Annotated in this window: 20 protein-coding genes; 7 read left to right on the forward strand and 13 right to left on the reverse strand. The window is 41.1% G+C overall.

Annotation, left to right across the window (positions count from 1 at the left end; translation table 11 throughout):
• Positions 1-37: 37 nt before the first annotated feature.
• Entirely contained in the window at positions 38-367 is a 330-nt protein-coding gene (locus tag PHAL_RS0110985; protein WP_016708456.1) for a 5-carboxymethyl-2-hydroxymuconate Delta-isomerase, read from the reverse strand.
• A gap of 18 nt (positions 368-385) precedes the next feature.
• Positions 386-973 carry a hypothetical protein gene (locus tag PHAL_RS0110990; protein WP_016708457.1) on the reverse strand — a complete coding sequence of 196 codons (588 nt, stop codon included), beginning with the start codon at positions 971-973 and terminating at the stop codon, positions 386-388.
• A gap of 98 nt (positions 974-1,071) precedes the next feature.
• Between PHAL_RS0110990 and PHAL_RS0110995 the strand changes: the two genes are divergently transcribed.
• From PHAL_RS0110995 to PHAL_RS0111020, 6 genes are all read left to right on the forward strand, one after another.
• Positions 1,072-1,545: a CreA family protein gene (locus tag PHAL_RS0110995; protein ID WP_016708458.1), complete on the forward strand. Its 474-nt coding sequence runs from the start codon at positions 1,072-1,074 to the stop codon at positions 1,543-1,545.
• Between the two features lie 35 nt (positions 1,546-1,580).
• Positions 1,581-2,363: a hypothetical protein gene (locus tag PHAL_RS0111000; RefSeq protein WP_016708459.1), complete on the forward strand. Its 783-nt coding sequence runs from the start codon at positions 1,581-1,583 to the stop codon at positions 2,361-2,363.
• 3 nt (positions 2,364-2,366) lie between these two features.
• Entirely contained in the window at positions 2,367-2,990 is a 624-nt protein-coding gene (locus PHAL_RS0111005) for a LysE family translocator (RefSeq protein WP_016708460.1), read from the forward strand.
• A 46-nt stretch (positions 2,991-3,036) separates the two neighbouring features.
• On the forward strand, positions 3,037-3,543 hold the full coding sequence (locus tag PHAL_RS0111010) for a gamma-glutamylcyclotransferase family protein (protein ID WP_016708461.1): 507 nt from the start codon (positions 3,037-3,039) through the stop codon (positions 3,541-3,543).
• Positions 3,544-3,557: 14 nt separating this feature from the next.
• The gene (locus PHAL_RS0111015; RefSeq protein WP_016708462.1) at positions 3,558-5,105 is read left to right on the forward strand and encodes a serine hydrolase; all 1,548 of its coding nucleotides are present in this window, start codon (positions 3,558-3,560) and stop codon (positions 5,103-5,105) included.
• Between the two features lie 88 nt (positions 5,106-5,193).
• Entirely contained in the window at positions 5,194-6,114 is a 921-nt protein-coding gene (locus tag PHAL_RS0111020) for a histone deacetylase family protein (RefSeq protein WP_016708463.1), read from the forward strand.
• Here the strand turns inward: PHAL_RS0111020 and PHAL_RS0111025 are convergent.
• Positions 6,097-6,387, reverse strand: a complete 291-nt coding sequence (locus PHAL_RS0111025; protein ID WP_016708464.1) for a DUF4144 family protein — start codon at positions 6,385-6,387, stop codon at positions 6,097-6,099. The two genes, PHAL_RS0111020 and PHAL_RS0111025, sit on opposite strands and share 18 nt — an antisense overlap.
• Before the next feature lie 81 nt (positions 6,388-6,468).
• On the opposite strand from PHAL_RS0111025, the gene PHAL_RS0111030 reads away from it, so the two are divergent.
• Positions 6,469-8,985, forward strand: a complete 2,517-nt coding sequence (locus PHAL_RS0111030) for an EAL domain-containing protein (RefSeq protein WP_016708465.1) — start codon at positions 6,469-6,471, stop codon at positions 8,983-8,985.
• Here the strand turns inward: PHAL_RS0111030 and PHAL_RS0111035 are convergent.
• From PHAL_RS0111035 to dnaG, 10 genes are all read right to left on the reverse strand, one after another.
• Positions 8,964-9,773: a DUF2797 domain-containing protein gene (locus tag PHAL_RS0111035; RefSeq protein WP_016708466.1), complete on the reverse strand. Its 810-nt coding sequence runs from the start codon at positions 9,771-9,773 to the stop codon at positions 8,964-8,966. The two genes, PHAL_RS0111030 and PHAL_RS0111035, sit on opposite strands and share 22 nt — an antisense overlap.
• A 90-nt stretch (positions 9,774-9,863) precedes the next feature.
• Complete coding sequence (locus PHAL_RS0111040) at positions 9,864-12,371, reverse strand: EAL domain-containing protein (protein WP_016708467.1); 2,508 nt, start codon at positions 12,369-12,371, stop codon at positions 9,864-9,866.
• Between the two features lie 93 nt (positions 12,372-12,464).
• Positions 12,465-13,748, reverse strand: a complete 1,284-nt coding sequence (gene purD, locus PHAL_RS0111045; protein WP_016708468.1) for a phosphoribosylamine--glycine ligase — start codon at positions 13,746-13,748, stop codon at positions 12,465-12,467.
• Between the two features lie 14 nt (positions 13,749-13,762).
• Positions 13,763-14,581 carry a class I SAM-dependent methyltransferase gene (locus PHAL_RS0111050; RefSeq protein ID WP_016708469.1) on the reverse strand — a complete coding sequence of 273 codons (819 nt, stop codon included), beginning with the start codon at positions 14,579-14,581 and terminating at the stop codon, positions 13,763-13,765.
• A 107-nt stretch (positions 14,582-14,688) separates the two neighbouring features.
• Positions 14,689-16,275: a bifunctional phosphoribosylaminoimidazolecarboxamide formyltransferase/IMP cyclohydrolase gene (purH, locus tag PHAL_RS0111055; RefSeq protein ID WP_016708470.1), complete on the reverse strand. Its 1,587-nt coding sequence runs from the start codon at positions 16,273-16,275 to the stop codon at positions 14,689-14,691.
• 180 nt (positions 16,276-16,455) lie between these two features.
• Complete coding sequence (gene fis / locus PHAL_RS0111060) at positions 16,456-16,746, reverse strand: DNA-binding transcriptional regulator Fis (protein WP_002957804.1); 291 nt, start codon at positions 16,744-16,746, stop codon at positions 16,456-16,458.
• Positions 16,747-16,766: 20 nt separating this feature from the next.
• Positions 16,767-17,738, reverse strand: a complete 972-nt coding sequence (gene dusB / locus PHAL_RS0111065; RefSeq protein WP_029216118.1) for a tRNA dihydrouridine synthase DusB — start codon at positions 17,736-17,738, stop codon at positions 16,767-16,769.
• 282 nt (positions 17,739-18,020) lie between these two features.
• Positions 18,021-18,902, reverse strand: coding sequence for a 50S ribosomal protein L11 methyltransferase (gene prmA, locus PHAL_RS0111070; protein ID WP_016708472.1), 882 nt, complete (start codon positions 18,900-18,902; stop codon positions 18,021-18,023).
• A gap of 66 nt (positions 18,903-18,968) precedes the next feature.
• The gene (gene rpoD / locus PHAL_RS0111075) at positions 18,969-20,813 is read right to left on the reverse strand and encodes an RNA polymerase sigma factor RpoD (RefSeq protein WP_016708473.1); all 1,845 of its coding nucleotides are present in this window, start codon (positions 20,811-20,813) and stop codon (positions 18,969-18,971) included.
• Between the two features lie 124 nt (positions 20,814-20,937).
• Positions 20,938-22,689, reverse strand: a complete 1,752-nt coding sequence (gene dnaG, locus PHAL_RS0111080; RefSeq protein WP_016708474.1) for a DNA primase — start codon at positions 22,687-22,689, stop codon at positions 20,938-20,940.
• Positions 22,690-22,751 lie beyond the last annotated feature (62 nt).

The following is a 22,751-nucleotide window of genomic DNA, read 5'->3' on the forward strand; positions in this document are numbered from 1 at the left end:
TTATCTTTCGAGGTTAATCCTTAACGGTCAACAGCCTCTAGCATTTACGGTAAATCTCGTGTTCCATGTCGTGTACGTTGACGCTTAAACTATCAGAATCCCGACAGTAAATTTGTAAACAATGCAGTAAACTTTCGCTGAGTTGTTGTTTTTGTTCAATACTGCGCCCAGCCATAATATGTACAGCAATATGTATAAAGCCTTCTTTACCATCGCCTAGTTGATAGTGGGTGTAGGCAATGGCGCGGGTTTTGATTGTTGGTAGTTCAAATAAACCAGTGGCAAATGCCGCATTGTGTATTTTTTCAACCAATACTTGCGGTAATACAGGTAAATCTTCTGAGTGCTCAATAATAATATGCGGCATGGGATCTAGTGACCTCCTTTAGAAACGGTAGGTGAAGCCTAAGCTTGTTTGAAACTGATTAAGTACATCACCATCAAAATGCCATAAACATTGATTGTCTTCATCAGTCGGTAATGTACACGAAACGTTACTGGCGTTATTAACTATCGTTGCTAACCAACGAGTTTCAAATAAAACCCGGGCTTGGTCGTTAAATAAGTATTCAAATCCGCCATATAAGCCACTGGCAAAGAAGATATCTGAACTGACAAAATTAGGTTTTACATAGTTAGCACCAATTTGCGCGCCAACATAGCCGTTAACGCGGTTACCTAACGGGACTTCAATAGCACTTTGAAACAAAAAATACTGCATTTCTACATCGAGTTCAGGAGAGAATTCAAAATCACTTTTGGTATTAGAAAAATAAAATCCATAGCGAGCAGAATCGATTGTTCTATCAATACTAAAAGCAAGATGATTACTATCATCAAGCTCAATCGCTAAACCTTCTTCTGTCTGCAATGATTGGTTAAAGCTTTTACCCGTGTAAACACTGAGTGAGTAGCCAGCTGCTGCGCTGTGACTTATAAACAGTAAACAAAATGCAGTGAATGCTTTTTTCATAGTGTCGGTGCTCGTTGTTGTGATTTATTTGAGTTAGTATTGAAGCATAGTTAAATGTAAGCCACAAACCGTTCTACCTATTTGGAGCAAGGAAAATTATGAAAGCGATTATATTTGGTGTATTGGCAAGTTTACTGCTCACTTTATCAGGGTGCTCTGATGATGCAGCTTCAGTAAGTTTAGGGTTATTTACCACCAAGGATATTAAAGTGGTAGCACAGCAGGATCCTTTAGTTACTGGGGTTACTTGCCATATAAGTCATGTTGAAGCTAATTTAGACTTTTCAGATCCATCTGATATGTCAATTTCATGTCGTCAAACAGGGGCAATTACCGCTGAGCAATTACAGGCGATTGATCGAAGCAAATCAGGTGAAGTGGTATTTAAATCATCAAAAAGTATTTTATTCAAATCCTTAAAAGTGCGTCGTATTTATGATGCACCGACTCGTACTTTATTGTATTTATCATATTCGACTAAAGAATCGACGGGTAGTCATCATCATGCGCTATCTACGGTACCTTTGTATAACACCCAAGCTTGGGCGTGGGCACAACAGCAGCAAGAGTAATTCAATGCAATCGGTAAAAGTAAAAAGAGCAAGCTATGTTAGCGTTATTTAAAAGTAAACCATTATTAGAACAACAAGAGCAGCAATGGCTGATTGATACTTTTGTGTGGGCGGTGGAAAACTTTGACAGTGACTATTTTCTGAGTCATTCACAATTAGTGCTCCCTAATCATCAGTGTTTTCCTGATGCGGTATCAAGTATTGAGGAAATGGCAAGTAAGGTGTTTGAGCGAGTGGTTGGTTATGCTGGGCTGCAAGCATGGCCTATTAAGCTAGTTGCTCCGCAGCAATTACAACCGCAAGTATTTCCTCATTTCGCTTTTAGCAATCAACTACGAGGTGAAAGCAGTCAATTAATTGTGCCTGCCAGTCATAATGTACATATATCGTTTAACCCCAATCAAATAAACCAGCCGCAAGACTTAGTTGCCAGCTTTGCTGGCACCTTAGCTACCATAATGATCCACCATGTTGGCGTATTACCTCCTGGTGGGAAAGAGTTTTTACCGCAAGCGGCAGATGCATTGGCGTGCTTTTTAGGCTTTGGGGTGATGATGAGTAACACAGTTTACCAATTTAAAGGGGGCTGTGGTTCGTGTTATAACCCGTATGCAAACAGGCAAGCAGCACTGAGTGAACCGCAAACTTTATTTATGCACGCACTGGTTTGCCACTTTAAAGGCCATCAAAATTCTAAAAAGTATTTAAAGCCGCATTTACGCAGTCAATTTAAAAAAGCGCAAAAAGAAATTAAAGCCTTGGTTAATGATACTGCTAACCCGTTATTGTTAGCACTTGATGAACAAAAAGCAGGGTGATAAGTGGCTTACTTAGATGAATTTTTATTAATTGCACTGGCTCACTTTTTTGCTGTAGCAAGCCCCGGTCCTGATTTTGCAATTGTACTTAAGCAAAGTATTCAACAAGGGCGAACGAATGCACTATGGACTAGCTTTGGGGTTGGCTTGGCAATCTTACTGCATGTTAGCTACTGTTTGTTAGGTGTTGCGGTACTTTTAACGCAATCACCAACCGTATTTATGGCATTAAAATATTTAGCGGGGGCATATTTGGCATATATAGGCGTACAAGCGCTCAGAGCTGCAAAGCCTGCAACCGCACAACACGAAACCACATCACATTCTGTTGTGGCTGAATCAAGTTGGATTGCCTTTCGCCGTGGTTTTTTTACTAATGCATTAAACCCTAAAGCGACTTTATTTTTTATGTCGTTATTTACCTTGGTGATCAGCCAATCAACACCGTTAATTATTCAAGCAGGTTATGGACTTTATATGGCGTTGGCAACGTGGCTGTGGTTTTCGTGTTTGTCTTTAGTGTTATCAAAGCCCAATGTACGTGGTTTTTTTCAAAAAAGTGGTCATTGGTTTGACCGTGGTATTGGCGTTATTCTGATTGCATTAGCGATAAGAATTGTGGTGTAAAGAAAGTATCAGTGTTCTGGATTTTGATTAAGTAAAGTAGGTAGTTATGGCTGTATATAATTTTTCGTTTGGTTCCAATATGTCATCAAGTCGGTTATTAGCGCGTTTACCAAACGCCACGCGTATTGGTACAGCTACATTGGCAGGCTACGAACTTACATTTGATATGCTAAGTTGTGATGGCTCTGGAAAAGGCAATATTCGCCCTGTTGATGACGATAATGCGCAAGTTTATGGCGTGGTGTACCAACTCAATGATGCCGAAAAAGAGATTTTAGATGCCATTGAAGGACCACGTTATGACTGTGTCGATATTCAAGTAACCCTTCTTGATGGAGAAAAAATAGCCGCACATTGTTATATCGCCAATACAACAGACGCAAACACCTTGCCTTATGATTGGTATATGCAGCACGTTTATCGCGGGGCGCTTGAAGCAGGCGTGCCAAATGCGTACAGTGAGGCCATAAAATCTCGGCCAATGTGCCAAGATAGCGATACTGTACGTGCGGCCATTGAGTTTGCTGTGCATAAAAATAAAAACGAGAACTAACCCCAAGGATTGTTATGAAGTTAACAAAATTAGCGATTGCTGGCGCACTATTAACAGGTTGCGCATTTAATAGTTATGCCGACATTGATACTGCACAGATTGAACAAGTAATTGAAAATTCAATGGCACGTTTTGATGTCCCTGGCATGGCGGTAGCAATTGTTGAAAACGATAAGGTTATTTTGGCTAAAGGCTTTGGTGTTAGTAATTTAGATACCGGTAATAAAGTAAATAAAGACACTTTATTTGGCATCGCATCGAATACCAAAGCATTTACCGCAGCTGCATTGGCTAAATTAGTCGATGAAGAAAAAATCAGCTGGGATGATAAAGTAATTGATCACCTTCCTGAGTTTCGTCTGTATGACCCTTATGTAACCCGTGAACTGACCATTCGTGATTTATTAAGCCATCGCAGTGGTTTAGGGCTGGGACAAGGTGATTTAATGATTTGGCCTGATACCGATAAATCGGTAGAGGATATTCTAGCTGGCCTAAAATATTTAAAACCCGCAAGTAGTTTTCGCAGCCAATACGCGTATAACAACTTGATGTTTGTCACCGCCGGTGAAGTGGTTGCACGTGTTTCAGGCATGAGCTGGAACGATTATATTGAAAAGAATATTCTTCAGCCTTTGCACATGGATAACTCGCGCGCTGGCTTTTCGCGTATTCCGAAAAGTAATAAAAACTGGGCAACGGGCCACATTCCTATGGATGGGCAATTACACCCATTCTTCGTTAATTATTTAGAAGATTTTCGTGGCGCAGGGGCTATTGCCTCCAGTGTTAACGATATGAGCCAGTGGCTTCGTACCCAGCTTGCTGGTGGCAAAATGCCAAATGGCGAACAATTGTTCAGTGAAAAACAACAGGCACAAATGTGGCACCCGCATATCACTTCATTAGCTTCAAAAAGTGCGTACGAAGCATATCATCAACAGTTTCGAGGTTATGGTTTAGGTTGGAGCATCGAAGATTTCCACGGCATTAAAAAGTTAGGCCATGGAGGCGGTATTTTAGGTATGGTATCGCAAGTAACTTTGGTGCCAGAGAAAAACCTCGGTATTGTGATTTTAAGTAATCAACAAGCGTTTAGTGCGTTATCTGCGGTTACTTATGAAGTACTAGAAGATGCATTCGAACTTGAAGATAAAGATTGGGTTGAAGACTTAGCTAAAAAGCATTTTGAAGGTAAGCAAAAAGCATATGCAAATGCTAAACCTGAAGCCCCTGCAGACTACCAACCGCAATTGCCTAATATTAGTTACACTGGCACCTTACATGATAATTGGTATGGTGATGTGGTAATTGAACAGCTAAATGAAAAGCTGCGAATTGACTTTACTCATACTAAGCGTTTGAAAGGGCAACTTGAGCATTACACGGGCAATACCTTCATTGTAAAGTGGGATGAAAAATTACTTGAAGCTGATGCTTACATTACTTTTGATATGAGTACTGAAAATCGTGTGGTTGAGGCAAAAATGCGCGCTGTATCAACAGCTGTAACCGATTTTAGCTTTGACTTTAGAAACCTTACACTGAAAGCCAAAAAGTAACCTTTACTATAAAATAGTAAACCAAAGTCGCAAAGCCACTGTTTAGTGGCTTTGTTATAGTTATCGCGTAAACTAGTTTGGAGCTGTTATGCGTACTGCGATTATTTCACATCCTTTTTGTCGTAAACACAAAATGATTGACGAGCATCCAGAGTGCCCCGAGCGCTTAGATGCGATTGCTGATCGTTTATTAGCAAGTGGGTTAGATATTGCTATACAGCAAAAGCAAGCACCTAAAGCATCTCGCGAGCATTACTTGTTAGCCCATGATGAAGCCTTGGTTGCACTAGTGGAAAATACCATACCAGAGCAGGGTTTAACGTCACTTGATGGTGACACTTGGTTGTGCCCTGATTCATTATTGGCTATTGAGCGTGCAGTAGGTGCCGGGGTTTTAGCGGTTGATGAAATATTAGCAGATAACCTTGATGCTGCATTTTGTTCGGTGCGTCCTCCAGGGCATCATGCTAATCGTACAACTTCAGCCGGTTTTTGTGTTTTTAACAATTTAGCAATTGCGGTGAAATACGCGCAAAGCAAAGGAATAAGGCGTATCGCTATTGTTGATTTTGACGTACATCATGGCAATGGCACTCAAGACATTTTTATAGATGATGAAAATGTATTATTTTGTTCGTTATTTCAATATCCATTTTACCCAAATACAGCCATTGAAAATAACGATACATTAGTTAACTCACCATTACCAATTGCCAGTGATGGCAATGATCTAAAAGTGCTGTATAAGCAACAGTGGCAGCCTAAATTAACTGAGTTTAAGCCTGAGCTGTTATTTATTAGTGCAGGTTTCGACGCCCATCTTGAAGATGATATGGCCAGTTTGAAGTTTGTTGAAGATGATTATCGTTGGCTTACTGAACAACTTGCAATACTTAGTAAAGAACTTGGTTGTAAAGGTATTATCTCTTATTTAGAAGGCGGGTATGCACTCTCAGCGCTTGGACGCAGCGCTATTGCACATGTTAAAGCGCTAGTCGATAACGAGTAAATTAAATGCTTGTTGAGGGGTCAATTGCTCTATTTTACTCAAGCAGCATTGTCCTTCATTTGCTAAATAGTGCTTTACGCAGCGAGTAAGTACTTCGCTACTTAGTGGTTGGCTAAGTTTGCCATCAAGGATGCGGTAATTGCCGTCCTGATCCAAAACGGTTATTTGCGTTTGTGTGTCTGTATTCATTCCATATAAAAAATCATCTACGTCACCTGGCTGATGAGCTACCTCTATTTCCTCATTATAAATAATGATTTTTGGGTATGGCATACTAATTTATTGTCCTAAATCAAATTTCTATTTATTTGCCTAATTATACTTGCAAGTTCGTGTAAAGCTAGGGGTGATCTAATGCCAAAAAGTAGCCGTTATCAAAAAGTCTGTGATGTATTCACTGATAAAGTACTTTCATGTACTAAATACACGCAACTTATCAATGCCGTAAAATTAATGCGAGCGCATAATGTTAGCGCTATTTTTGTGCAAGAAGATCAGCAGATATGCGGTATCTGGACTGAAGCCGATTGTATTAAACTTGATTTTACTAGCAACACAATTCAGCATCTTGAAATACAAAATGTAATGTCGAGCCCTGTTTTAAGTATTTCATATTCACAATTATTGAGTGATGCCGCGCTTATTTTTCATCAACATAACGTACGTCATTTATTAGTTGTTGATGAAAATGAATTGCCCTGTGGCGTTGTGAGTATTACTGATATCGTACGAAATCAAGGGCTGGATCACTATTTACAGTTTAGGCCAATCAAAGATCAATACCATCAAAATGTACTTGTAGTACCAAGTCACTGTGCGTTGAATGAGGCTGTAAATATGATGCGAGAGCGCGCAGAGCAATTTATTTTAGTCTACAACCAGCAACAAAATGAACATGGCATTATTACTGCGCGAGACTTACTGCATTTGATTGTTACACCTAATAACTATGTATCCTGCTGGCAGTTGGCAAGCCACCCTCTGTACCAAATTCACTCTAAAAGTAGTTTGTTTGATGCTTATCGGTTAATGTCGGAAAATAATGTACGTCATTTGGTTGTGAGTGAAGAACAAGAAATTAAAGGTGTGCTTACTCTCGAACATCTTATTAATGAGATAGAAAACGCGTATTGCAGCGAACTTGAAAAAGTACTTGAGCAACGTGATATGGCACTGCAGCATTCACAGCGCAATTTATTCTTAGCGAATAAAATTATTGATGCCTCTTTAGATGGCATTATGATCACCCAACAAGATGGAGTGATCATTCAAGTTAATCCGGCTTTTACGGTGCTCACCGGTTATAAACCGGAAGAAGTTATCGGTCAGCACCCTCGCATTTTAAGCTCGGGCAAGCACAGTAAAAGTTTTTATACCCAAATGTGGCAGTCGATCGCAGAAAAAGGGGTATGGCAAGGGGAGATCTGTAACCGCAAGAAAAATGGTGATGTCTATGTTGAGTGGCTGACCATTATTGAAATACATGAGCCTACTAGTGATGAGGTTGTTTACGCGGCTATTTTTAGTGATATTACTGAGCGTAAAAACACAGAAGAAAAAATAGTCCAACTCGCATATTTTGATGAACTAACAGGGTTGCCAAATCGACGTTTATTTAATGATCGATTAAGCATGGCATTAGCCGCGGCGCACCGTAACAATGAAATGCTCGCAGTCATGTTTATTGATCACGATCGCTTTAAAGAAATCAATGATAGCTTAGGCCATAGTGCTGGTGATGTATTACTGAAAATGGTCGCTAAGCGGCTTCAGGGCGCGTTGTGTGAAGGGGATACTTTAGCGCGACTAGGTGGTGATGAATTTGTGGTACTTTGTGAGATAGATGATATTACAGCCGTAATCAACTTAGCTGATAACATACTTAGCCACTTAAACACGCCTTTTCAACTTGAAGGCTTTGAAGTAGGGGCAACGGCATCAATTGGCGCAGCGGTTTACCCTGAAGATGGGCTTGATAGTGAAACGTTACTAAAGCATGCTGATATTGCGATGTATCGCTCAAAAGCAGTGGGTCGCAATTCGTTTCAGTTATTTAAATCATCGATGAATGCACGCTCATTAGAGCGCCTAGCGATGAACAGTCGGTTTCAGCATGCCTTGGAAAATGATGAGTTTGAATTGTATTTTCAACCTAAACAATGCTTAAAAACAAGTAAAATTAAAGGCGTTGAAGCACTGTTACGTTGGCATGATCCTGCACTAGGGGTGATTTCACCTGCACAATTTATTCCGTTAGCCGAAGAGTTAGGCCTAATTGTTAAGCTTGACCTTTGGGTGCTTAATAATGCCGGTGCGCAGTTGGCTTTATGGCAAAAGCTAGGGATCACAGCGGGACGTTTAGCTATCAATATTTCTGCTTTTCACCTTAGTCAGGGGAAGTTATCAAACAGTGTTGAGCAGATGCTACAGCGTTATAATTTATTAGGTCATTGCTTGGAGATTGAGCTTACTGAAAGTAGCTTTATTAGTTCATTTAGTCAGGCTAAAAAAGAATTGCAGCAACTTAAAGAAATGGGCGTAAACATTGCTTTGGATGATTTTGGTACCGGATACTCAGCTTTGAGTTACCTAACAAAACTGCCTATAGATACATTAAAGATAGACGCTAGCTTTATTGCTAAAATCCCCGATGAATATGGCAATAGTGAAGTGGTTGCAGCCATCGTCGCGATGGCGAATAGTTTAAATTTACAGGTTATTGCCGAAGGAGTAGAAAAGCCTGAGCAGTATAATTATTTGCTGGCGCTAGGCTGTGAAGTGATCCAAGGTTATTACTATAGCCGCCCGTTAACGCAGCGGCAATGGTTAGCGTTTTATCAGTTAAAAAATCAACCTACAGTTACATCGTAAGAGGTAAATTTACGGATGTTAATAACGCCGGTATCAAAAATTAAATATTGACCTTTAATGCCCATTAATATGCCGCTAACGACAGGCTCTTTATCAAAATTAAAGGAGCTTATTTTTGTTGGGTAGGCGGTGACAGGGAACGCCAAATCAACAACCTCTTCATCTAGTTGTTCAATGGCTGTTGCGCCAAATAACTCAGCAAGTTCATTGAGTTTATCTGCAATTTGCGGGATAAGCTCAGCTGCCGCCGCTTTTAAATCAAGCTCTTCGCTTTGCCCTTTGAGCATATTACGCCAATTGGTTTTATCAGCAATAAATTGCGCCAGCGCCACTTCGACTAAACCTGATTGCAAACGTGTTTGCACTTTAAAAATAGGCAAGGCTTGGGTTGCCCCTTGGTCAATCCAGCGAGTTGGAATTTGTGTGTGACGCGTGATCCCAACTTTAAGCCCTGATGTGTTCGCAAGGTAAACATAGTGTGGGATCATGCAGTTTTCTTCCCCCCACTGTGGCTCACGACAAGTGCCTTGGTCGTAGTGACAGGTTTCAGGTTTCATAATACACATGTCGCAGCTAGCAAGTTTGCGCATGCAAACAAAGCAATGTCCTTGCGAGTAGCTTTTTTTGGTTTTTTTACCGCAGCTTGAACAGAAAATGACGCCATTAAACGTTAAAGTGAGTTGCTTACCGATATATGCATTAAGATCGACTAACTCATCACCCACAGGCAAATGATATTGGATTGGCTGTGTGAGTGATGATTTTAGTTTTTTAATAGTGCCTTGCATCTTTACGCCCCTAAAGATGTGAAAAAAAGGGCAGTATACCATGGCTGTCCAATAGTGTAGGCAGTCGTTTAAGATGTTTTTATACAGCCCTTACTTATCAGCTAACCACAGCAAGTAATCATCAATAATAATAGCTTTAGAGTAATAGTAGCCTTGACCATAGTCGGCCCCCATGGTGTGTAAAAGCTGCTGTGTTGCATCATCTTCTATGCCTTCAGCGGTGACTTTTAAACCTAGGCTATGAGCCATTTCAATTGCAGCCTTAACAATGACCTTGTTGGCGCTGTGTGTAGGTAAGTCGAAGATAAATGATTTATCTATTTTTAAGGTTGAAAAGTTGTAGCTAACAAAGCAATTTAGTGACGAATAACCAGTACCAAAATCATCTAAAATAACTTCTATACCAAGTTCTGTTAACTGATTTACTAAGCGAACCATCTGTTGTTGGTTATCAATTAAAGCGGACTCAGTTAATTCAAGCTTAAGCTGTGTGGCAGAGACGTTATGTTTGATCAAAGTGTTTTCGACTTTTTCAATTAAGCTATGGATCTGCAAGTTTTTAGCACTTAAATTAACGCTGACTTTATGCTCGATAAATCCAGCATTATTTAATTTGACGATATCTTGGCAAGCCTTATCGAGTACCCACAAGGTGAGTTCGTTTATTAGCCCTGTTCGCTCAGCTAATAAAATTAATGACTCAATATTGATTTGCTCGTAAGGAGCGTTAGGCCAGCGTAATAAAGCTTCGCTACCAATCGTTTTTCCAGAGAGTAAGTGTATTTGTGGTTGATGATAAATTGCTAACTGATCTGCTTTTAAGGCTTTTTGAAATGCGGTTGCTAAGCTTATATTCATCATAGCAGGCATAGTTTGTGGCGAGCTTATTGGGCTGCTAAGGTGGGTTGTTTCGGTCAGTGATAGGTAACCATTTTGCAGCCAGTTATCAAAGTCGCTGTCGTTTTCCAAAGCGCAATAACCAATTGAATAACTTAGCTGTAAATCAAACCCTTGGACAGGATAATGCTTTGGTAAACTCTTCATTATTTTGCTGAGGTTATTATGCAAAGTGAGGTTGCTTTGCATTTTAACGGAAACAAATGCGAGTACGCCGTTGCCTAAGTCTGCTATTCGCGGGCAAGTATCTAAGTCATTTTCTAACTGTATGAACTCTCTCTCTTTACTAAGTTGTAGCTCCAGCGCTTTAGCTACATTAATAATTAATTCAGCCCGTTGGGTTTGATTTAATATATGATTTAGTGAGTGAAAATGGGTGATCCTAATTAAGCACAGGTTGCTTGGGCGCTGGCTGAGTTGCAACGTTGTGTATGCCTGTTTTAGCATCGCGCTGTTTAAAAGTTTTGTTTGTTCAGTGTGGGTGGCGTGATAGAGCGCTTTTTCTCGCTGGTAGCGTACGCGATCAGCGAGGGCCATGGCCATTAATGTTACTTCACACAGAATTGCCACTAAGAATGCGTGGCGGGTAGTAAAGCTATATTCTACTACACCCGTTAGTTCTAATGGTTGAACAGCGGCGCCAATGATAAGTGGGATCCATGAAATTACATAAAACTTAGCCCACCGAAAGCCACTGCGTAATTTGTTGTAAATTAATGTGATACATACAATATAAAGTAAAACTAAGACAGCAAAGAATATTTGTGAAGAAATATATTCGACAATAAAAAAACTAGCAATGCCTAAGCATAGCATGAGGCTCAATAGTGCAAGGCTTAGTTTATAACGCCAGCACTTATCTTTATGGTAGCGTAAAAACATTGTACAGAAAGCGAGGGTAAAAAATGCAATTGCAAAATTACTCACCACAATATAGTGATTAAAAAGTTGTTGTAACGCGATTGGCCATAAGTAAAAACCAAAGCCTAATACTGACCCCATTAAAATGAGTGCCGACAGTATATAGCCTATGTAAATCAGGTATACGCGATCGCGGATACCAAAATACAGTACTAAATTATATAAAGCCGCCATAATGAGTACGCCAACGAAAATTCCCCAAATAGCTGTTTGAGCGCGGAGTAAATCTTTAAATTCAGCTTCACCATATAAATTTATAGGGGTTTTGCTGATCCCCGTCGTATCTATCTTGATGGCTAAAAAAAGGTGGCTTTGTGCTGCAATCGCTAAACTGATATGAGGAACACTGTATTTAAATAAACTTAACTCGGTTTGCCGATCGCCTAAATTATTGGTGTTTACTAATTGCCCCTGATTGTCTAATTGGTACACGGTTAAGTAATCAATCATAGGATTGTCAAAGTGAGCGTATAGCTGTTGTGGCTTGGCTGATTTATTTTCCAGCTTCAATAAAAGCCAATAATCTTGTGACTTTAAACCCCATGGAATAGTGTCAAATGGCTTTGTAACGCGTTTATTCGAATCACTTAAAAACTCAGTAAGTGAGAGTGATTTTGATGGATCGACACGATAGCTTTGCTCTAAATAAACAGCAGCGGTTTTATTAATTGTATAACGGGTAGGGGTAGCTAAATGATTTGCAAAGGTATAGATAATGAACACCAAAGTGCTCAAAATAAACATTGCAATAATATGGTATTTAAATGGCTGTTGTTCCAAAGGGCTACTTATTTGTAATACATCACCGTTTTAGTGTAGCACTAAAAAAGCGCAGATAAACTGCGCTTAGTTATTTATAGGTACTGGTTAGACCTATTTTTCACGAGCGATAGCACGATAAGCAATATCGGTACGGTACTCCATACCTTGCCAACTAATTTCATCAACGAGTTTATATGCACGTTGTTGTGCTTCGGTTACTGTATTTCCAAGCGCTGTAGCACATAATACACGACCGCCGGCAGTCACCACGTTGTCGCCGTCTTGTTTAGTTCCCGCATGGAAGACTTTTTCGCCTTCTGGGTAGCTAACTTTTAGACCACTGATTGCATCACCTTTCGGATAGCTGTCAGGATAGCCCTTAGCCGCTAAAACAACACCTACAGCTGCACGAGGATCAAACTCAATGGTGGTTTTATCAAGTTCTACACGGTTAGCCGCTTCAATCAGCTCAACTAAGTCTGATTGTAGACGTAGCATCATAGGTTGTGTTTCAGGATCACCAAAACGACAGTTATACTCGATAACCTTAGGTGTACCGTCGCTGTCGATCATCAGGCCTGCATATAAGAAGCCAGTATAAGGATGGCCTTCACTTGCCATGCCCTCGACTGTTGGATAGATAACTTCATTCATAATACGTTGGTGGATTTCGTCAGTCACCACAGGTGCTGGTGAGTATGCACCCATACCGCCAGTATTTGGACCTGCATCACCATTATAAGCACGTTTATGATCTTGGCTGGTTGCAAACGGCAATACGTTTTTACCATCTACCATCACGATAAATGACGCTTCTTCGCCTTCTAAGAATTCCTCAATGACTACGCGGCTACCAGCCTCACCAAATGCGTTACCTGCTAACATATCGCGGATAGCTGCTTCAGCATCTGCTTCCGTCATGGCAACTATAACGCCTTTACCCGCAGCTAGACCGTCAGCTTTAATAACAATTGGTGCGCCTTTTTCTTTTAAGTACGCAAGGGCAGGGTCAATTTGCTCAAATGTTTGATAATCAGCTGTAGGAATATCATGGCGTGCTAAAAAGTCTTTAGTGAACGACTTAGAGCCTTCAAGTTGTGCAGCTCCAGCCGTTGGGCCAAAGATAGCTAAACCGTGTTCACGGAATTTATCTACCACACCAAGCACTAATGGTACTTCAGGGCCAACAATGGTCAGCTCTACATTATTTTGTTTTGCAAAGTTAAGCAAACCATCGAGGTCTTCAACGTTAATGGCAACATTCTCAAGTTTTGGCTCAAGCGCAGTACCCGCATTACCTGGGGCTACAAATACAGTGTTAACTTTGGTGTTTTGAGCGGCCTTAAACGCAAGTGCGTGTTCGCGGCCGCCGCTGCCAATGACTAATACATTCATGGCGAATATCCTATTTAAAGCGGTTTTTTAAATTTCAGCGTCATGCGGTCGCTTTCACCAATGGCTTTATATTTAGCGGCATCTTGCTCGCCAAGTCTAAGGCTTGGTGGAAGGGTCCACACCCCTTTAGGGTGATCGGCTGTATCAAGTGAGTTTGCATTTATGTCACTGCTTGCTTCAAGTTCAAAGCCTGCTTGCTTTGCAAGTGCGATAACGACACTTTGCTTCATATAACCCGATGACTTTTGCATATCATCAGCACGCTCTTCAGGTAGGCGATGCTCAACCACACCTAATGTGCCACCTGGTTTAAGTGCTGTGTAAAAAGACTTAAAGGCATTGGCTGCGGCGTCTTTATCTTTGCTCATGTACCAGTTATGCACATTGCGGAAGGTTAAAACTAAATCAGCGCTACCAGCAGGTGCAATATCTACATGTGTTGAAGGGGCAAATTCAGTGATTTTTACCTTACTGAATCGCTCATCTTCGGCGACTTTCTTTTTAAAGCCAGCGAGTGAGCGTTGATAGTAGCCAACCGATGAATCAGCAGGGAAGTGAGCAGCATAATAAACGCCGTGCTCTTTCAGTGCTGGTGCTAAAATTTCGCTGTACCAACCACCGCCTGGTGCAATTTCAACCACAGTCATGGTTGGCTTTAGGCCAAAAAACTCCAGCGTTTCTACAGGGTGACGATATTGGTCACGTTCAGAGTTTCGCTCAGTTGACTTTACGGCTTGAACAACGGCAGAACTTTGCTCATGATTATGGGCAACGACTAGCGTTGAGCTCATAGCAAGAGTGGTAACTAGTAGCGTTTTTAGTGCAAATTTCATCATCTGTTCCTTCACATTATAATTTTATAGAGGTTATAGAATAAGCAGAATACGTGAATTTGGTGCAAACAAAAAGAGCTAACTGATGTCGTTAGCTCTTTGTGTGATTAGTGGCGGAAGTGACGCATGCCAGTAAACACCATTGCCATGCCAGCTTCGTCAGCTGCAGCGATAACTTCTTCATCGCGCATTGAACCACCTGGTTGAATTACAGCAGTAATACCAGCCTCTGCAGCTGCATCAATACCATCACGGAATGGGAAGAATGCATCAGACGCCATGACTGAACCTTTAACTTCAAGGTTTTCATCAGCGGCTTTAATACCGGCAATTTTAGCTGAGTAAACGCGGCTCATTTGGCCTGCGCCTACACCTATGGTCATACCGTCACGGGCATAAACAATGGCGTTTGATTTAACAAACTTAGCGACTTTCCAGCAGAATAATAAGTCTTTAAGCTCTTGCTCAGTAGGTTGACGTTTAGACACAACTTTTAAGTCGCCTTGCGTCACCATACCTAAATCACGGTCTTGAATTAATACACCACCATTTACACGCTTAATGTCGTGACCTGTGCCTTTAGCAGAGAATTCACCACACTCTAGTAAACGCACGTTTTGCTTTGCAGATACAATTTGTGCTGCCGCTTCTGATACTTTAGGTGCAATGATCACTTCAACAAATTGACGTGACACGATTGCTTCTGCGGTATCAGCATCAAGCTCTTGGTTAAAGGCAATGATGCCACCAAATGCTGATGTAGGATCTGTTTTGAATGCACGGTCATAAGCTTCAAGGATATTTTCACCGATTGACACGCCACACGGATTTGCATGTTTTACGATAACACAAGCCGGTACATCAAATTCTTTAACACACTCTAAGGCGGCATCAGTGTCAGCAATATTGTTAAACGACAATGCTTTACCTTGTAGCTGAACAGCTGTTGCTACAGAGGCTTCTTGTACGTCATTTTCAACATAAAACGCCGCGTCTTGGTGTGAGTTTTCACCGTAGCGCATGTCTTGCTTTTTAGTGAACTGCATATTGATAGTGCGTGGGAATTTAGTTTCCTCAGCTGCTTCATCAGTATAATCAGCAACCATTTTACCAAAGTAGTTAGCGATCATGCCGTCATACTGTGCGGTGTGCTCGTAAGCCGCAATAGCAAGGTCAAAACGTGTTTTGTAGGTTGTTGAACCATTGTTGCTTTGCATTTCGCTGATCACGCGATCGTAATCTTTCGCGTTTACTACAATAGTCACGTCTTTATGGTTTTTAGCCGCAGCGCGAACCATAGTTGGGCCACCGATATCGATGTTCTCAATAGCATCTTCAAGGCTGCAGTTTTCTTGAGCGACTGTATTCGCAAAGGGGTATAAGTTAACTACAACAATATCGATAGCTGAGATGTTGTTCTCAGTCATTACGTCTTCATCTTGACCACGACGCGCTAAAATGCCGCCATGAATTTTTGGATGAAGAGTTTTTACGCGACCATCCATGATCTCAGGGTGACCTGTGTGGTCAGATACTTCAGTGACTTTAATGCCGTTATCAGCAAGTAATTTACAAGTACCGCCAGTTGACAAGATATCTACGCCTTGTGATTCAAGAGCGCGAGCAAATTCAACAATACCGGTTTTATCTGACACACTTAGTAGTGCGCGACGAATTGGACGATGTATATCCATTGTAGTTTGATTACCTCAGTGTTTGAGCTAGCTTAGAAAGGCGATATTTTAACTGAAAACCGCTTAAAAAACGATGTTTAAAGAGTGAGGATTTTGCAATTAAGTAATATTTTTTGCAGATAAAAAAAGCACCCTAAGGTGCTTTTTCAAACGAGTACTGTGATAAATCACAGCACGGTATTAGTTCATGCCGTATTTCTTTAGTTTCTTACGTAAAGTACCGCGGTTGATACCTAGTAAGATTGCCGCACGTGTTTGGTTACCACGTGTGTAAGTCATTACTTCTTCAAGTAATGGTGCTTCTAGCTCTGAAAGAACAAGGTCGTAAACGTCTTGCACATCTTGACCGTTAAGCTGTTTTAAATAGTGATGAACAGCTTTCTTCACTGCATCGCGTAATGGCTGCGGTTTCTCGTGTGACTGAACATGAGGGTTAGTGATAAATGGAGAAGTCACGTTTTGTTCGAACATTGTTTATATCTCTTTCTTTCTTAGTTAGCTGCTAGTGTTTTAAAGTATTGCTCTAATGTCTCGATTTGTGCCTGTGGATTATCGAGAGCATTAAATACTCGCCTAAACTGACCGTCACTGTCATGGGTTTGCAAATACCAAGATACATGTTTGCGAGCGATGCGCGCTCCCATTGGTTCGCCGTAAAACGCATGAAGGTTCACTAAGTGTTCCATCAAAATACCACGCACTTCCTCAATCGGAGGTACAGGTAAATGTTCACCGGTTCGCAAATAGTGGTCTATCTCCCTAAATATCCAAGGGCGACCTTGGGCGGCTCGACCAATCATAATGGCATCTGCACCCGTATAGTCCAAAACCTGCTTTGCTTTTTCAGGAGACGTAATATCTCCATTAGCAACGACAGGTATCGACACTGAACGCTTAATATCCCTAATTGTGGCGTATTCTGCTTCACCTTTATACATACATGCGCGTGTACGCCCATGTACGGCTAATGAAGCTATGCCATAACGTTCAGCTATTCTCGCAATCTCAACACCGTTACGGTTATCCTGATCCCATCCAGTTCGGATTTTCAGTGTTACAGGTACTTCAACAGCGCTAACCACTGCATCTATAATCTCTTCCACTAAATCAGGAAACTGTAGCAAGGCGGAGCCTGCGAGTTTCTTGTTCACTTTCTTAGCTGGGCACCCCATATTAATATCTATGATTTGTGCACCATTAGTTACATTGAATTGTGCGGCCTGAGCCATAAGCTCAGGATCAGCTCCTGCGATTTGCACCGCGCGTATTCCCGATTCACCACTATGGTCCATACGGTTCATCGATTTTTCGGTTTTCCATACCAAAGGATTTGACGAGAGCATTTCAGACACAGCAAGCCCTGCACCTAAGCGACGGCAAAGTTGTCTAAATGGTCTATCAGTAATTCCCGCCATAGGCGCTACAATTACATTGTTTTCTAATTGGTATGATCCGATACGCACTGTATTCAATAGGCCTCTTTTCAAGGGGCGCTAAGTTTACGGTTTTTTTTGCAAAAATCAAAGGCTATAAATTGAACAAAAGTGACTTTTTTTTGGCTTTTGTGTATTGACATTTGATAACAGTTTGACGAATGGCTTTATTTGTCTGAATTTTATACAGAACTAATTTACGATAAGAAAATCATTCTGTTTAGCAGTGTGTAAATAATAGGTAAAGCCTGTTAATTACAGGCTTTACATGGTGGTTTTGAGTTAATGATCTTACGCATTTACAGTAGTTAATTATGCGTGTTTAGTCCCGCTAACACGGGTCCACTCACCTTCAACGGCTATGTCATCAAGGGTTAAAAATGGTGCATAAACATCAGCTACAGACTGTGCTTGTTCTTCTAAAATACCTGACATAGCAATTTTACCGCCAGGTTTTAATAAGCCCAATATTACATTATGCAGTTCACGTAATGGCGCAGCTAAAATATTAGCCACCACAATATCGGCGGTAAATTCAGGCTGGTTTTCTGGCAGATAAACTTCAAGCTTGTCGGCAACACCGTTGCGTTGTGCGTTATCAAGGCTGGCTTCAAGCGCTTGAGGGTCGATATCTATACCAATCATGCGCTCAGCACCGAGTTTGATTGCTGCAATGCCTAAAATGCCTGAGCCACAGCCAAAGTCGACCACGGTTTTACCCGTTAAATCTTGGCTTTCAAGCCATTTTAAACACAAAGCGGTGGTGGCATGAGTACCAGTACCAAACGCAAGGCCAGGATCAAGTAGCACGTTAACGGCGTCAGGATCTGGAATGTCACGCCAGCTTGGACAAATCCATAATTTTTCGCCAAACTGAATAGGGTGGAAGTTATCCATCCATTCACGTTCCCAGTCTTTATCCTCTAGTTGCTCTATTTTGTATACTAGCGTGTCTTTTAGCTCGTCATGGCGTTTTAATAGCGCAATCACGGCATTCATATCGTGGTTAGCTTCGAATAGACCAATTACGGTAGTGTCAGCCCAAAATTCGACCGTGCCAATTTTTGGTTCATAAATAGGGGTATCTTTAGCATCAATAAAGGTAACAGATGCACTACCTGCTGCCATTAATAGGTCGCTTACTGCATCAGCGGTAGTGGCATTTGCATTGATACGAATTTGGATCCAAGCCATGATTATTTCCTGTAAATAGAAAAAAGGCCGCTACAGCGGCCTTTTGATTATGTTTTTAGCAGCTAATTACTTAGCGTCTAAGAAGCTTTTCAGTAAGTCAGAGCGAGAAGGGTGGCGTAGTTTACGCAGTGCCTTCGCTTCGATTTGACGAATACGCTCACGGGTTACGTCAAACTGTTTACCTACTTCTTCTAGGGTATGGTCAGTATTCATATCGATACCAAAACGCATACGTAATACTTTTGCTTCACGGGCGGTAAGGCCTGCTAGCACATCGTTGGTAGCACCACGAAGAGACTCCATTGTTGCCGAATCAATTGGCGAATCAATAGTGGTGTCTTCGATAAAGTCACCTAAGTGCGAATCTTCATCATCACCGATTGGTGTTTCCATTGAAATTGGCTCTTTTGCGATTTTAAGTACCTTACGGATCTTATCCTCAGGCATCATCATGCGCTCTGCTAATTCTTCTGGATTTGGCTCACGACCCATTTCTTGCAGCATTTGACGAGAAATACGATTAAGTTTGTTAATCGTTTCAATCATATGTACCGGAATACGGATTGTACGCGCTTGGTCAGCGATAGAGCGGGTGATTGCTTGACGGATCCACCATGTAGCATAAGTTGAAAACTTATAACCACGGCGATATTCAAACTTATCAACGGCTTTCATCAAACCAATGTTACCTTCTTGGATTAAGTCCAAAAATTGTAAGCCACGGTTGGTGTATTTTTTAGCAATTGAAATTACAAGACGTAAGTTAGCTTCAACCATTTCTTTTTTCGCACGGCGAGCTTTCGCTTCACCAATGCTCATGCGGCGGTTAATGTCTTTAATACGTTCAATGCTTAAGCCTGTGCTTTCTTCTATTACACACAGTTTATTAATACAACGAATGATTTCTGGTTTGATTTCATCTAACTTCGCTGAATATTTTTCATTAGCAGCGATTTCAAGGTCAATCCACGCAGTATCAGTTTCATTGTTAGCAAAATGCTTAACAAAAGTTTTCTTTGGTAATTTAGCAATTTGTACAGCTTGCTTCATGATGATACGTTCTTGCACACGCACTCTATCCATCATTTCACGCATGTTATTAACCATGCGGTCAAACTGTTTTGGTACTAATTTAAATGTTCTGAATAGTTCACCAATTTCAAAAATCGCGGCTTGTGATTCAGGGTGTGAACGACCTTTACTTTCAAATGTGTCGCGTGCTTTATTGTAAAGATCACGAAGATTTTCAAAGTGTACACGGGCCTCTTCAGGATCTGGGCCGGTATCTACTTCTTCATCGTCTTCATCATCATCACTATCCACATCATCGTCGTCTTCATCATCAAGCTCTTTTTCGCTTAATTCAGAACCAATGTGCGTGGCTGAAATAGGGGCTTCATCTTCATTAGGATCAAAGAAACCAGAAATAATGTCGCTTAAGCGCATCTCTTCTGCTTCAAATTTATCCCACTGCTCAAGAAGATAAGTAATTGCTTCAGGGTATTCAGCAACCGATATTTGTACTTGGTTGATCCCTTCTTCAATACGCTTGGCGATAACAATTTCGCCTTCACGGGTAAGTAGTTCAACAGTACCCATTTCACGCATGTACATACGAACCGGATCCGTAGTACGGCCGATTTCTTTATCTACAGTAGCAAGCGCAGCGGCTGCAGCTTCTGCTGCGTCTTCATCTGTTGTCGTTTCTTGCATCATCAATTCATCGGCATCAGGCGCATTTTCGCTAACCTTGATACCCATATCATTGATCATGCTAATGATATCTTCTACTTGATCTGAATCGATAATATCTTGTGGAAGGTGATCATTAACTTCTGCAAAAGTTAAGTAACCTTGCTCTTTACCTTTTTGAATCAGAAGTTTTAATTGTGACTGAGGAGTTGGATCCATAGAGATTGTTTCTTCCACTCTGATAAGTTGATACAACAGGCGCCAGCTTGCTTATTTATTAAGCCAAGCTAAGTATAATGTGACGCAGTGAATAGCACAGTATAACAGTATAAATCATTTTTGACTAGTTGTTAGTGCCTTTTAAAGCTTGTGTTAAGAGATGACATTCAAGTCGCTCTTCACCATTCAAGCCTTGAGTCTTGTCTTTTATTAATAGGGTCTCGAGTCGATAATTTAAACACTGATCTTCAATAAATTTAAAAGTATTTTTAAATTCAGCTTCTAAACGGTCGTCGTTGATCTCATGTCGCCATGTTGCTAGTTTGATCAATGCTTCATATTCAGGTGTTTCGCGAAATGATTCAAGTAATTGCGCGGTGGTTATCGGTGATTTTTGTAATGCGTAATGCTGTAACTTAATTAGTAACGCGATACCAGCAATGTTCATTTGTGCTAAATCAGGTAAGTAAGGTACTGCGTGAGCGAGTTGCGGATGTTGGATCAACAGGCCAATGGCACGGCGCATAGGTGTAATTTTAAATTTTCGCTCAATAGCATGCTGTTGTTTGGGCGTTTTCAAGCGATTATTGAGTTGCTCTTTAGTGCGACCAATTAAGCGTCCTAAATGCTCTAGTAGGTTCTCTTGATAAAACTCGCTAGGGATTTTTTCAACTAACGGTAATACCGCGCTGAGTAACTTTGCTTTTCCTGCGTCGGTCGTTAAGTCAATTTCTTGGCTGAGTTTATTAAACAGCACTTTGGTAAAGTTATCAGCTTGCGATAAACGCTGTTCAAACGCGTCTTTACCTTCTTTTTGTACTAGAGAATCAGGGTCTTCGCCATCGGGTAAAAATACAAATTGTAATGCTTTACCGTCATTTAGGTAAGGTAGGGCATTTTCAAGTGCTCGCCATGCTGCATCACGCCCGGCACGGTCGCCATCGTAACAGCAAATTACACGGTCTGTGGTTCTAAATAGCGTATGCATGTGCTCGGCTGTGGTGGCTGTTCCTAGTGCTGCTACTGCGTATTCTATACCTTGCTCACTGAGCGCCACTACGTCCATATAACCTTCTACAATAAGGATATGGTCTAGTTTTTTATGGGCTTGTTTAGCCTCGTATAAACCATACAGTTCAAAGCCCTTATGGAAAATTCGGGTTTCCGGCGAGTTTAAATATTTTGGGCCTTGGTCAGCTTGCATTACACGACCACCAAAGGCGATAACACGACCTCGCTTATCACGAATAGGGAACATTAATCGATCACGGAAAAAGTCGAACTGCCGCCCAGGGGTTTTCTCTGACGCCAACTTTAGTTCAACGAGTTGCTCTTTTTGTTCTTTATTACGACCTAATTGTTGGCATAGGCCCTCCCACTCGCTGGGAGCATAGCCAATCATAAACTTTTTAACGGTTTCACCGCTTAATCCCCGGCCTTTTACATAGTTTATGACGGTGGCTGAATTAGCATGATGCTTTAACTGATGTTGATAAAAACGTGCAGCATGCAGCATCAAATCGTAATCAGAGCGCTTTTGCTCTGCTGTACGCTCTGGGCCACTGCTTGTGCCTTGCTCGCGCGGCACATCAAGATTCATGAGGCTGGCAAGTTCTTCAATTGCGTCAACAAACTCAAGTTTGTCGTATTCCATTACAAATGAAATAGCGTTGCCATTGGCACCACAGCCAAAGCAATGATAAAACTGTTTGTCTTGAGATACAGTAAATGATGGTGATTTTTCGTTATGAAAAGGGCAGCAGGCTTGGTAATCTTTGCCCGCTTTTTTTAAGCCAATTTTGGAGTCTATTAGCTCAACAATATCGGTTCTGGCAAGTAAGTCGTCTATAAAATTACGTGGGATCTTTCCAGCCATTGGTAAAGTCTAGTCCTGAGATAAATAGAAAAATGGTTTATACCAATCGACTTAAATATTTA

The sequence above is a fragment of the Pseudoalteromonas haloplanktis ATCC 14393 genome, from assembly GCF_000238355.1.
GTDB classification, from domain to species: domain Bacteria; phylum Pseudomonadota; class Gammaproteobacteria; order Enterobacterales; family Alteromonadaceae; genus Pseudoalteromonas; species Pseudoalteromonas haloplanktis.

Bases quoted from the DNA above. Each gene is read 5' to 3' on its own strand.
- PHAL_RS0110985 (WP_016708456.1), bottom strand. From the start codon at position 367: ATGCCGCATATTATTATTGAGCACTCAGAAGATTTACCTGTATTACCG.
- PHAL_RS0110990 (WP_016708457.1), bottom strand. From the start codon at position 973: ATGAAAAAAGCATTCACTGCATTTTGTTTACTGTTTATAAGTCACAGC.
- PHAL_RS0110995 (WP_016708458.1), top strand. From the start codon at position 1,072: ATGAAAGCGATTATATTTGGTGTATTGGCAAGTTTACTGCTCACTTTA.
- PHAL_RS0111000 (WP_016708459.1), top strand. From the start codon at position 1,581: ATGTTAGCGTTATTTAAAAGTAAACCATTATTAGAACAACAAGAGCAG.
- PHAL_RS0111010 (WP_016708461.1), top strand. From the start codon at position 3,037: ATGGCTGTATATAATTTTTCGTTTGGTTCCAATATGTCATCAAGTCGG.
- PHAL_RS0111015 (WP_016708462.1), top strand. From the start codon at position 3,558: ATGAAGTTAACAAAATTAGCGATTGCTGGCGCACTATTAACAGGTTGC.
- PHAL_RS0111020 (WP_016708463.1), top strand. From the start codon at position 5,194: ATGCGTACTGCGATTATTTCACATCCTTTTTGTCGTAAACACAAAATG.
- PHAL_RS0111025 (WP_016708464.1), bottom strand. From the start codon at position 6,387: ATGCCATACCCAAAAATCATTATTTATAATGAGGAAATAGAGGTAGCT.
- PHAL_RS0111030 (WP_016708465.1), top strand. From the start codon at position 6,469: ATGCCAAAAAGTAGCCGTTATCAAAAAGTCTGTGATGTATTCACTGAT.
- PHAL_RS0111035 (WP_016708466.1), bottom strand. From the start codon at position 9,773: ATGCAAGGCACTATTAAAAAACTAAAATCATCACTCACACAGCCAATC.
- purD (WP_016708468.1), bottom strand. From the start codon at position 13,748: ATGAATGTATTAGTCATTGGCAGCGGCGGCCGCGAACACGCACTTGCG.
- PHAL_RS0111050 (WP_016708469.1), bottom strand. From the start codon at position 14,581: ATGAAATTTGCACTAAAAACGCTACTAGTTACCACTCTTGCTATGAGC.
- purH (WP_016708470.1), bottom strand. From the start codon at position 16,275: ATGGATATACATCGTCCAATTCGTCGCGCACTACTAAGTGTGTCAGAT.
- fis (WP_002957804.1), bottom strand. From the start codon at position 16,746: ATGTTCGAACAAAACGTGACTTCTCCATTTATCACTAACCCTCATGTT.
- prmA (WP_016708472.1), bottom strand. From the start codon at position 18,902: ATGGCTTGGATCCAAATTCGTATCAATGCAAATGCCACTACCGCTGAT.
- rpoD (WP_016708473.1), bottom strand. From the start codon at position 20,813: ATGGATCCAACTCCTCAGTCACAATTAAAACTTCTGATTCAAAAAGGT.
- dnaG (WP_016708474.1), bottom strand. From the start codon at position 22,689: ATGGCTGGAAAGATCCCACGTAATTTTATAGACGACTTACTTGCCAGA.